Here is an 11474-nt window from a genome sequence, read left to right as displayed (position 1 = left end):
CCTCCGGAAACTCAATCTTGGTAAAACACCGTTGCGTTTAGGGGCTGTTTTTCCAAAAACAGCCCCTAAACGCAACGGTGTGAAGTGGGGCGCCACCCGTACAGAGTAGTGAAAGAAGCCGATGCAAGGGCCCATGAAATACCTGATTACAGGCTGTGTTTCTGGTTCTCGCTCACGTTGTCCAGAGTCCATTCCACGCGGCCCACAAATTCATGTTCGCGCAACCGGCAATCAGATTTGGTGCAGAGGCGGCAGCTGGCGGGGGGCAGGCAGGGGTCCAAGTGTACGAAGAGCTCTACCACGTCGCCCATTTCCTGCGTGATGATCTCCTGCAGAATCTCCACCTCCTTATGCGACTCCTGTAGGTTGAAGTACCAGGGCAGGGTAAGGTGGCAGTCTATGTGCAGTTGGCTCCCGTACTTGATCACACGCAGGTTGTGGAGGTCTATCCAGTTTTCGCGGCGGCGCTGGTTCAGGACGGTAATGATGCGGTCCATGAGCTGGAGGTCGGCCTCGTCCATAACCCCGGAGATGGAATGGCGCACAATGCCGTAGCCGGTGTAGGTAATGAAAGACCCGAAGATGATGGCCACCACAGAGTCTAGCCAGAGGATATTGGTGAAGTAAATGCAGCCCAGGCCAATCACCAGCCCCAGGCTGGAGTAGGCGTCAGACAGAAGGTGCTTGCCGTTGGCGATGATGGTGAGCGAATGTTCCTGCGTGCCTCGGCGCACTAAATATCTGCCTGCGGCGTAATTCACCGCCCCGGTAACGAGCGTGAGCAGAATCCCTAAATCCATCTTCTGGATGGGCTGGGGGTAAAGCAGGTTGTACACAGACTTTACCATGATGGCAATGCCCGCCAGGGAGATAAGAGCGCCTTCCAGGCCAGAGGAGATGAGCTCAATCTTGCCGTGCCCGTATGGGTGGTCCAGGTCTTTGGGCTTGGCCGCCAGATAAACACTGTACAGCGCCACCCCGCCCGTTACAAAATTGATGATGGATTCCAGCGCATCGGTGAGAATGGCGTTGGAGTTGGTGAGAAAATAGGCGCCAAACTTCACGCTCAACAGAACCAGGGCCAGCCCCAGCATGAGGGCCATGATGCGTGTAGAGGAAACCGCCTTTGTGTGGGTGGGCATGGGTAAGCTGCTAATGGAACCTTGCCTATCAAACGGAAGAGAGGCAAAAGGGGCGCAAAAATACGGCTTTTTTCACCAGAAGGCAGGGCGCGCCCGAAGTTTTGTGAGAAGAAGCAGATTCTTATGCCAGACAGCCCGCAGTGCCGTCGCCTACACGCTTACCCGAAAATAAGCGCCAGCAGCCAGGAGACCAGAGAGGCCAGCAAACCCAGGAAGAAAAACAGAAAACCGAACGTGAAATGCATAACAGTGTGCCTTAGAGTTAAGTAAAGATAAAAATTAAAATTAAATGCAACAAATTCATTAGAACAATCATATAAGGCACTATTGGAGTGCGCGTGATTAACAATTAATTTCGCTGTCGGTACATGAATAAACTTTACAGCCTGTAGGTACTCTTATGAATTCTTCTGTTAAAAAGGCGGTGGCGGGCAAGCCTATTGAGAAATTACTGAAAAACAGCGTGCTTTTACCAGTAGATACCGGTAGCATCAATGATGCGTTGGCAAGGCTGCAAGATTTACGACAGCAGTACATCCAAGCCCCTCAGGCAAAGGGCAAAGAGGTATTTAAGCTGCCTGCTTTAAAGAAATAGATTTCTGATTTTTAGTCATTTGCCATCTTCCCCACCGGGAGGACGGTTTTTCTCTGCGTAACCCGTAAAAAGCCGAAGGTCCCGTTTAGGGGCTGTTTTTTCAAAAACAGCCCCTAAACGGGACCTTCGGCTTTGGGGGAGAAGAAAATTTCTTTAGTCAATAAGGCCTTGCTGAAGGGCGTACTTGATGAGGGTGGCCGTGTTGCGGGCTTTGGTCTTCTCAATGAGGTGCTGGCGGTGCGACTCTATGGTGCGCTTGCTGGCAAAGAGTTTGTCTGCAATCTCGGCGTTGGTGTAGCCTTCGGCAATAAGGCGCAGCACCTCCAGTTCGCGCTTGGAGAGTTCAGGGTTGTTTCTTTTGAGATTGCTTTCAGAAACGGTGGTACCTTCAGAGTTTACCCGGTTCAGGAGTCTGAGGGCCACTTCTGAGCAGATAAAGGAGTTGTCATTGGCCACGGTTTTGATGGCGTGCACCAGTTCATCTCGGCCGGCGGTTTTAAGCACATAGCCCATTGCCCCAGATGACCGCACTTTGTGTACATAGCTTTCTTGGTCCAGCATGGTCAGGATGAGGACTTTGGCGTTAGGGTGTTTCTGCTGCAGGTGCCCCAGCGTCTCAAAACCATCCATGATGGGCATGTTCAGGTCCAGCATGATTACGTCTGGGGTAGTAGTTTCCAGAAGTTCCAGCAATTGTTGTCCGTTCTCGGCCTCTCCCACAATCTGGATCGTTTTCTCAGATTTAAGCAAAGATTTCAACCCATCTCTGATCAAAGTATGATCATCAACCAAAATTACTTTTATCATCTTAGTTTTATTGATAGTAGTGTATTAGTACTAAGTGCAGACTGCGCAAGATAGTATTATTATACATGTAAACGGTAAGTGAAAGTTCAGGCGAAATTGAAAATATAATCTAAAGAACTAAATTCAGTATTTACGCCAGATTACACGGCAAGTTTACGTATTAATTCATTCCATAAAAGGAAACGGCTTTTGTAGTTTTGTGTAAGCTTCTTTTATAGAAAAGGGTGCTGTAAAATTATTTTAAACGAAGGTAAAGTAGATGGGAAACTATGGAGATCCAGAGCAAATTCTTAGAGGCCGGGTTACTGGTTTCCCTCACAGGTGTCCTTCATGAGGCGGCGGCTACTTCTCTGCAGAAAAGGCTGGAGGGGGTAATTTGGTACAACCGTCATTTCCTGCTCCTTGATTTTGCCAATGTAACCCAGGTGACCGCCGCCGGGTTAAGGCTCCTGTTGCCAAGCGTGCAGCAGGTGCAGGAAAAGAACTGTGAATTCATTGTCATCAATTTAAATGAAGAAATATTGGCGCTGTTTAAAAAAACCGGCTTCAATATTTTGGTGACCATTAAGGATTCTTTGGATACTGCAAATACGTATATAGCTAAAAAATATAACAACAGAAGAAAGTAACCAAAACGCTTTGTATTTCAATGGTATTTTCTTAAATTAAAGATATTATGAACATTACCATTGAAGAAGACGGACATGCTTATATCCTGCACCTGAACGGAGAGCTGGACGCTTCTACTTGCCTGCAGGTAGACAGGGAAATTGAGCTGGCCCTAATTCAACCCATAGAACAGCTTTGGCTTGATTTTGAAGAAGTAAAATACATTTCCTCTGCGGGTTTAGGGGTACTTATTTCGCACATGGCTACCCTGGAAGCCCGGCAAATCAATCTGGTTTTGTACGGCATGAGCAGCCACGTTAAGAATGTGTTTGAGCTTCTGGGGCTGCACACCATCATGACCATTGTGCCTTCCAGAAAAGACGCTTCCCTGCAATTGAAGTAAAAGCCGCGGGTGTTTTTATGAATGCTTCTGCTTTCTGTTCCTCTAATTGTTTAGCGGAAAATTTACATTAGGCAAATCTCCAGCGCCGCTGAGTTACCGGAAGCCCCGGCCGCTGATAAAGTGAATGGGCGCTGCTTTTTTAAGCGTTTTTAGGAGGAAGTTATTAGATAGAAGAAGCCCCAGACCTGTAGAGGTTTGGGGCTTCTTTTTTGGGCCATGGCAGGACAGTTACTTGCCCAGCGTAATGGTGACAACGGTGCCCTCGCCGGGGGCGGAGGAAATGTCCATGGTGCCTTGCAGGTGCTTAACCCGGTTCTGGATGGTGGCCAGCCCCATGCCTTTGAAGGAGGGGTTGGAAGTGTCCATGCCTATGCCGTTGTCTTCTACCCGCACCATAATCTGTGTGCCCTTGTCTACCACCTGCACCACCACCTCAGTGGCTAAAGCGTGCTTCATGGAGTTGTTGAGCAGTTCCTGCACTATCCTGAACAGGGCGGTCTCCAGCAGGCTGTCGGCGGGGCCGTTGAAGCCCGTGACAATACACTGCACGTTGAACTGCTCCGTACTGAGCCGGCGCGACAGGTCTTTTAACGCCACCTTGAGCCCGAAATCCTGCAACGCTTTAGGAATCAGTTCATGGGCCAGGGTTCTGGTTTCTTTGATGGCGTCTTCCAGAAACATATTGATGCGCTGCAGGGTAACGCCCGCGTCTGGCTCTGCAATGGGTTTTCTGAGGATGAGGTCTTCCAGATTGAGTTTGGCAGCGTACAGCAGCTGGGCCAGGCTGTTGTGGAGCCCTTCGGCAATGCGCTTGCGTTCCTCTTCCTGGGCAGAAAGCACGGCATTCATCACTAACTTCTGTTGGTGGAGCTGGCTTTTCACATCGGCGTGCTGGCGTTGGCGCTCCAGCGTGATGTCATGGATAATACCCAGCGCGCCGGTTACTTTCTGCTCTGGGCTGGGCGGGAAAGGCAAAAGATTGATCTCGTAGTTCTTGCTGGTGTGCAGGTGGGGTATTTCATGTACCGTGAGCCGGTTGCCCTGCAGAACCTTCTTGAGACTCAGCCGCACCAGTGCCTGTACTTCCTTCGGGAAAAGGTGTACCAGACTGGTGCCCAGCGCCTGCTCCTTTTTCACAGACATGATCTGCTCCATGGTTTTGTTCCAGGCCGTGATCCGGAATTGGTGGTCAAAAGACAGAATGCCGTCTATGCTGTTCTCCAGCAGGTTCTCAGAGAACTCTTTTTCCTGCTTAACCTCCTCCTGGGCATCTATCAGCTCTGTGATGTCAATGGCAAAGGCAATCCCGAACTCCTGGGCAGGGTCAAAGAGCCCGAAATTCTGGAAATGGGTGTGCTTGCCTTGGTGGTCAATGCGCTTGATGAAGTTGATGGGCTTACCCGCTTTGATCTCGTCCACCATGTTTGTCAGCTCTGGGAAAAGCGTGAACAGGTTCTGGCCCACCAGTTCATTGTCGGCGATGTCCAATCTCCTGAGGCCTTCGCCGCGAACTTCCAAGTAATTGCCCTGGTGGTCTAAGATGGCCAGCACCATGGGCAGTTTCTGAATGAGCTGGTCCAGGATGTAGTTGCGCCAGCTGGCTTCCGCTTCGGCTTTCTTCTGCTCGGTTACGTCCAGGCAGAACCCAATGGCGCCGCCGGTGAGGGGATCATGGAGGAAGAAGTTCTGCTTGTACACCTTCTGGCCCTCCACCTCCAGCTCGCCCACAAAGGTGGCTTTGCCGCCGGTAAGTACGTTCTGGATGTGCGGCATAACCCCCTGATTCAAGGCCGACATGTGCTTGCCTACCAGATCCTGGTCTTGGTGCCCCAAAGACTTTAGCCCCAGGCCGGTTGCTTCCTCAATGATACCCGTAGGGGAAATGCGCCACAGGATAATGGGCAAATTGTTGAGCAGGCCGTTAATGGTAGCCTGTTTTCTCAGGAGCTCCTGGGTGTTGCGCAGCCGTTCAGTGATGTCCATGGCCACGCCTACCAGCTGCGTGGGCTGGCCGTGGGCATCGCGCTTAAACACGGTGTCTCTGAACAGGATATTGCGCCAGCTGCCGTCTTTGGCCTTTATGCGGGTGTGGGTTTGCAGATACTCGCCTTCGGGGAGGTTGGCACAGCGGCTTTTCCGGTTAAGCAGGAGAGAAGCGTCTTCAGGATGGTAGAGGGTGTCCAGCAATTCGCGGGGGTGGCCTTTGATATCGGCGGGGGTATAACCCAGAAATGCCAGAAAGTTGCGGTTGTTATAGATGTTGCGCCCCAGCTGCAGGTCTTCCACGTACAGGAAATCGGGCATGGCCTCGGCCATGGTTTTCATGAGGTGCTGGCTTTCCTTCAGTTGCTCATGGACCTGGTGTTGCTCCGTCACGTCTTCAGAGGTGAGCACAAAGCCATCGTCCATTTTAACGGCCACCAGGTTGAGCCAATACTCTTTGGTGCCCTTTTTGATGTGGGCGGTAAAGGTCTGGGGCTGGCCCTGCTCCACTACCTGTACGTAACGGACAAACCTACCCGAGGTGATTTCCTCCGGGGCCTCCTGGGCCAGGGTAGTGTGCCGCAGCGCCTCGTAGGAGGTGTTCATGAACGTTTCGGCCACGTGGTTCATGAGCAGCCATTCAAAATCTATGATCTCGCCTTTGCTGTTGCGCACGGCTTTGAATACCTGTATGCCATTGATAGAGCTCTCAATAATGCTGGACAGCAGCTGCTCATGCTTTTTGAGGGCTTCGTCTGTTTTTTTGCGCTCCGTGATGTCCAGGAACACCAGCCGGAAAAGGGGAGGCGTTTCCTGTTTCTGGATCTGGAGGAGCTCTACCTGCGCGCAGATGTAGTTACCCTGTTGGGGAACCATCTGTATCTCTGCGCGCTGAGATACGGTTTTCTCTTTTGCCCGGAGGAACAGGTTGTAAAAGTCATGGCTGCTTTCCTGGTGCACGAACTGGCTGAACCGGCGCTCCAGCAGGTTGAGCCGCGTTACCCCCAAGAGCGATGCGCCGGTGAGGTTGGCCTCCACAATTACCCCGTTCTGGTCTAGGGTGAAGTACCCCACCGGGGCAGAGTCATACAATTCTTCATATTGCCGGCGGGACAGTTCCAGTTCTGTAGCGGTCTGTTCCAGTTGGCGGTTCTGCATCTCCAGCTCAATCTGGTAAATCTGCAGTTCCTGAATCATGACCCGCACCTCCTCCGCAGACATGCCCGCCGCCTCTTCCACGGTGACCAGCCGCTGCAACTTCTCTGCCTTCTCCCGCAGTTTAGAGTTCTGGTGCTCTCCAATGGGAGATGCGTTCCTGTTTGTTTGCATAATGTACCCCGTCTTGGACTCTTGTTGCCTGTGCTATACGTATCAATTGCCCGGCTACCGGCGGGCGGAAGGCGCGTGCCGCCAACGCCAGTTTGGCCCTGTTTTCAGAAAAAGAGCCGCTAAACGCCCCGGTCTGGCTCCGGTTCCCTGGTGCACTGCGTCTGTTTTGCCTGTTGCCCTTAATTTAGGTCACGCCTGAAGTTGCTTTGCTGCCTGTTTACTCTTCTTATAATGCGAAAAGGCTTACAGTACCTCCATGGTTAGCAGAATTCTAAAGGTCTTGTTGTCATTATACGCAACGCGGCGGGTGTTCAGGCGCATTCTGCGGTGGCCTAGCCCTGCAAAGTTGTGTTCCAGTTGAAAGTCCTGCACGTTCTGGCCTTCCAGCAGCACCTGTTCCATTACGTCATGCAGGGCGGGTATGTCCCATTGGCCGTTGCCCAGGTGGTAGAGCCATTGCCCCTTTATCTGCTCAGGTATAAGTCTGAACGTGTCTATGAACGCCTGGCTGGCTTTCTCTACTCGCATGAGGTGGTCCAGCACAAGGAGGGGTTCAGGCATGAGGTCAATGAGGGCAGAGGCGTACAGGTTGGTGGCTTCCAGGCCGGTCTCCATTTCTTTATAGGCCGTAATGTTGGTGAACGTGATCACGGCACCGTTAATAAAGTTGTCTACCGTGCGGTACGGCATAATGCGCATAGAATACCAGTGCCTTTCATCTGCGGTCTGGAGGTGTACTTCTTTGGTGCGCAGCCGTTCCAGCACCTCTTTCACGTCTTTGGTAATGTCTGGGTACTTGAGGTTGGAGGCAATGTGGGTAATGGAGCGCCCAATGTCTGACCTAATGAGGTTGAAGATCTGGGTGGCCTGCGGCGTGAAGTTTTTGATGTTGTTGTGCTGGTCCAGGAAGATAGTGGCTATCTCTGTGCTGTCCAGCAGGTTCTTCATGTCATTGTTGGAGTTCACCAGCTCCTCGGTCTTGGTCTGGTACTGGAGGTTAATGGTCATGAGCTCTTCGTTCATAGACTGCATTTCCTCTTTGTTGGTCATAGACTCCTCATTGGTGCTTTGCAGCTCCTCATTGGCGCTCTGCAACTCCTCATTGGTAGACTTGAGCTCTTCCAGGGAAGAGTGCATTTCCTCCACGGTGGTTTGCAGGCGCTGCTTGGTGAACTGGAGCTCTGCCTCCAATTGGGAGATAATGTCGTCTTTCTGGGCGTTCTCTTCTTTGCTGGCCTTGGTTCTGCGCGCTTTCTTCTTCTGGTTGGGTATTTCCTCAAACACCACCATCAGGAAGTTCTTCACAATCTCCGGCTCGGTGAGGGGTTTTACCATGAGCCGTATGGTTTGGGTGCCTACCTCGTTGCGCACCTGCACGTTCTCTACGGTAACCACCTCCCGCAGCAGGTTGGCTTTGTGGATGGCGCTGCTCAGTTCATAGGTTAACCCCTCGCGGGCCATGTCAAAGATGTTGAGCTTGGCCTGGCCCTGGGCCGGCTCCAGGTAGCGGCCTGTGCGGCCATGTATGTAAAAAATATCGCCTTTGCCATTGATGATGACAGAGGGCGGGGCAAACTGATCTAGCATGATCCGGTTTACCGCCGTAGACATGGTGGATTCTCGTTTCAAAGTGATGTCTGGATCTGGCAAATTTTTAATGGGTTCTGTGGTGGAATAGGAAAAAGGGAAATCCAGGCGCGAAAGCGGCACCGCCGATTCACTGCGCTGGTAGATTTTCCACTTGGTGTCCAGCGGGCTGAACAGGTCTGGATAGCCCCCAATGGTTTCTGAAGAACCCAGTAATAGAATACCGCTGGGGTTTAAGGAATAATGGAACACCGGAAACACCTTGCGCTGTAAATCCTGAGACAGGTAAATGAGCAGATTGCGGCAACTGAGCAGATCCAGTTTAGTGAAGGGGGCGTCGCGGTTAATGTTGTGCACGGCAAACACAATCTTCTCGCGCAGCTCCTTGCGTACTTGGTACTGGTTTTCCTGTTTCACAAAATACCGCTTCAGGCGCTCCAGGGAAACGTCGGCGGCAATATTCTCTGGGTAGTAGCCCAGGCGGGCGCGCTCAATGGCGTTGGGGTCAATGTCTGAGGCAAAGATCTGGACCTTGAGGTGCTGTATCTCTGGGTTTTGCTCAATGCACTCCAGCAGCAGAATGGCAAGGGAGTAGGCTTCTTCACCGGTAGAGCAGCCGGCCACCCACACGCGCACGGTGTCGCCCTCTTTTTTCTCCTGCAGCAGTTGGGGCAGAAACCTGGTCTTGATCAGCTCAAACGGCTCCACGTCTCTGAAGAAGCGGGTTACGCCAATGAGAAACTCCTTGAACAGCAGCTCCACCTCGGCGGGGCTGTCTTGCAGGTAGCTCGCGTATTGGCTAAACTGTTTGATCTGGTGCAGGTTCATGCGCCGCTCCATGCGCCTAAAAATGGTATTGCGCTTGTACTGGGAGAAATCATGCTCGGTCTGGTGCCTGATAAGGGAAAAGATCTTTTGCAGTGTCTGCTCAGATTTTTTGCTGTCTGGCAGCGGGCGGCCCTGCTGGATAGGCATTTTGGCAATGCTCACCAGCTTGTCTGGGATGGCCTCCGGCGGAAGCACGTAATCTACCAGGTCTGTTTTGAGGGCGCTGCGGGGCATGTTGTCAAACAAAGCTGTCTCGGGTTCCTGCACCGCTACAATGCCGTAATTCTCCACAATGGCTTTGATGCCCAGGCTGCCGTCTGTGCCCACCCCGGAGAGGATCACGCCCACCGCCCGTTCCTTTAGGTCACGGGCCAGGCTCCGGAAAAAGTAATCTACGGGCAGGCGCTGCCCAGCCGGCAAGGTAGGCGGGTGCAACCTGAAAAAGCCGTTCTCCAGCTCCGTTTCCTGCTGCGGCGACACCACGTACACTTTGTTGGGTTCCAGGGCCAGCCGGTCTTCTACCTCCACCACGGGCATGTGGGTGTGCCGCTGCAAAATATCGGCCATGTTGCTCTTGTATTCAGGTGCCAGGTGGGGCACCACCACAAAAGCCATTCCCGGGTTGAGCGGTACGTTCTGGAAAAATGCCTCATAGGCTTCCAATGAGCCCGCCGAGCCGCCTATGCCCACCACCCAAAAGCCTCCCGGCTTTCCTTTGGCCGCGTGGCCGGGAAGGAGCGGGGCAGCAGAGGCCGGGCGTTCTGGGGCACCGGAAACTGACTCATGTTTTTTTTCTCCCATGTAGAGGCGTTGTTAGGTGTAAAGGTAAACGTTAAAGGCTGCGTGTACAGCAGCCTTTCCCTGGTATGGACAATTCCCTTGCAAAGGTACACACCCGCTAAGCCCAATTTACAAAATTTTGGGCCTGCCTGTAGCTTACAGGAGTCCTGGAGGTGGAAATGCCGTACAAATACGCTACAGAGCTGTTGTTTATTCCCGGGTTTCTGGTGCCGCCTCAAAATTGCCGGGAGCGGGCTGGCTGTTTTCCGCCGTCGCCCGTACAATTGCCTAATGCGACCAACTCCCACCTCTATAACCAACCACCACGACATTGTGGTCATAGGCACTTCGGCCGGAGGCATGAGCGTTCTGGTGAAACTACTGGAGCAACTGCCCTCAGATTTGCCTGCCTCAATCTTTATTGTACAGCACCTGGCGCGCAACTCCAATGCCCATGTGCTGGTAGACCGCCTCAACCGCCATACCGAACTGGTCTGTGAAGTAGCCGAACATGAAAAAGCCTTTGAGCCCGGCCATGTGTATTTCTGCCCCCAAGACCACCATCTGCTCTTGGGCCGCGGCCGCATGCTGGTCACCAAAGGGCCGCGGGAGAACCTGTTCAGGCCAGCCATTGACCCTTTGTTCCGTTCGTCGGCCGCGGCCTACGATTCCCGGGTCATTGGCATCATCCTCACGGGCATGTTGCAGGACGGCACCGTGGGCATGCAGGCCGTGAAGCGCAGCGGCGGTCTCACCATGGTGCAACTACCCGCCGAGGCCGAGTACCCCGACATGCCCCAGAGCGTGATGAATGAAATGGAGGTGGACTACGCGGTGCCCGTGGGCGAAATGGGGGTGCTGCTGCAGGAATTGGTTTCGGTGTCCGCCTCTACAGACCACAAGGTGCCCGAAGACATCAAGTACGAAGCCACCATTGCCGAGCGCATCATGACCAACGGCAACGGCCACTCAGAAGACATGGGGGTGATGGGCCCTCAGGTGCCGCTTACCTGCCCAGACTGCGGCGGCGCCCTCTGGGAAGTGAAGAACGGGCATCTGGGGCATTTGCGCTGCCACGCCGGGCACACCTTCACCCCAGAAAGTTACCTGATTGGCAACATGGAGGCCCTGGAGGAAACCATGTGGGTAGCCTTGCGCATGCTGGAGGAACGCCGCACCATGCTCAGCTCCATGGCCGACCAAGACCGCAAGTGCGGCAGCCAGTACTGGGCCAGCACCCAGGAAGAACGCGCCGAAGAACTCAAAGTCCACATTGAGCGCATCCGGAAGCTGTTGCTGGCCAACGCCAACGCCAAAAACCTGGACCACCAGCAGGGAGACGAGCCAGAAGCGGAGCGGGCCTAAGCGCGTTTAGCGGCCCTTTTTCCAGAATCAGGCCCAAACCGGTTTT

General features: G+C 53.1%; 8 protein-coding genes. 4 read left to right on the top strand and 4 right to left on the bottom strand.

Translation table 11 applies throughout. The annotated features are described in order from the left end of the window. Positions 1 to 146: 146 nt before the first annotated feature. Positions 147 to 1142 (bottom strand): cation diffusion facilitator family transporter, encoded by a 996-nt coding sequence (locus tag EFA69_RS05220; RefSeq protein WP_123132049.1) that lies wholly within the window; start codon positions 1140 to 1142, stop codon positions 147 to 149. Between the two features lie 400 nt (positions 1143 to 1542). Between EFA69_RS05220 and EFA69_RS05215 the strand changes: the two genes are divergently transcribed. Further along, positions 1543 to 1737: a hypothetical protein gene (locus tag EFA69_RS05215; RefSeq protein WP_123132048.1), complete on the top strand. Its 195-nt coding sequence runs from the start codon at positions 1543 to 1545 to the stop codon at positions 1735 to 1737. 153 nt (positions 1738 to 1890) lie between these two features. On the opposite strand, the gene EFA69_RS05210 is transcribed toward EFA69_RS05215, so the two are convergent. Beyond that, a complete protein-coding gene (locus EFA69_RS05210) occupies positions 1891 to 2544 on the bottom strand; it encodes a response regulator (protein WP_123132047.1) in 654 nt (217 codons plus the stop codon). A 269-nt stretch (positions 2545 to 2813) separates the two neighbouring features. On the opposite strand from EFA69_RS05210, the gene EFA69_RS05205 reads away from it, so the two are divergent. Both EFA69_RS05205 and EFA69_RS05200 read left to right on the top strand, forming a co-directional pair. Further along, complete coding sequence (locus tag EFA69_RS05205) at positions 2814 to 3173, top strand: STAS domain-containing protein (protein ID WP_123132046.1); 360 nt, start codon at positions 2814 to 2816, stop codon at positions 3171 to 3173. A 47-nt stretch (positions 3174 to 3220) separates the two neighbouring features. Continuing rightward, the gene (locus tag EFA69_RS05200) at positions 3221 to 3556 is read left to right on the top strand and encodes an STAS domain-containing protein (RefSeq protein WP_123132045.1); all 336 of its coding nucleotides are present in this window, start codon (positions 3221 to 3223) and stop codon (positions 3554 to 3556) included. Positions 3557 to 3784: 228 nt separating this feature from the next. Here EFA69_RS05200 and EFA69_RS05195 read toward each other — a convergent pair whose 3' ends face one another. Continuing rightward, on the bottom strand, positions 3785 to 6868 hold the full coding sequence (locus tag EFA69_RS05195; protein ID WP_123132044.1) for a PAS domain-containing sensor histidine kinase: 3084 nt from the start codon (positions 6866 to 6868) through the stop codon (positions 3785 to 3787). Between the two features lie 243 nt (positions 6869 to 7111). After that, positions 7112 to 10084, bottom strand: coding sequence for a CheR family methyltransferase (locus tag EFA69_RS05190; RefSeq protein WP_123132043.1), 2973 nt, complete (start codon positions 10082 to 10084; stop codon positions 7112 to 7114). 270 nt (positions 10085 to 10354) lie between these two features. Here EFA69_RS05190 and EFA69_RS05185 point away from each other — a divergent pair, with 270 nt between their 5' ends. Continuing rightward, complete coding sequence (locus EFA69_RS05185) at positions 10355 to 11428, top strand: chemotaxis protein CheB (RefSeq protein ID WP_183906698.1); 1074 nt, start codon at positions 10355 to 10357, stop codon at positions 11426 to 11428. The last annotated feature ends 46 nt before the right edge of the window (positions 11429 to 11474 follow it).

It is taken from the genome of Rufibacter immobilis (assembly GCF_003721565.1).
Classification (GTDB): Bacteria; Bacteroidota; Bacteroidia; order Cytophagales; family Hymenobacteraceae; genus Nibribacter; species Nibribacter immobilis.
This window is presented reverse-complemented; position numbering and strand designations above follow the sequence as displayed.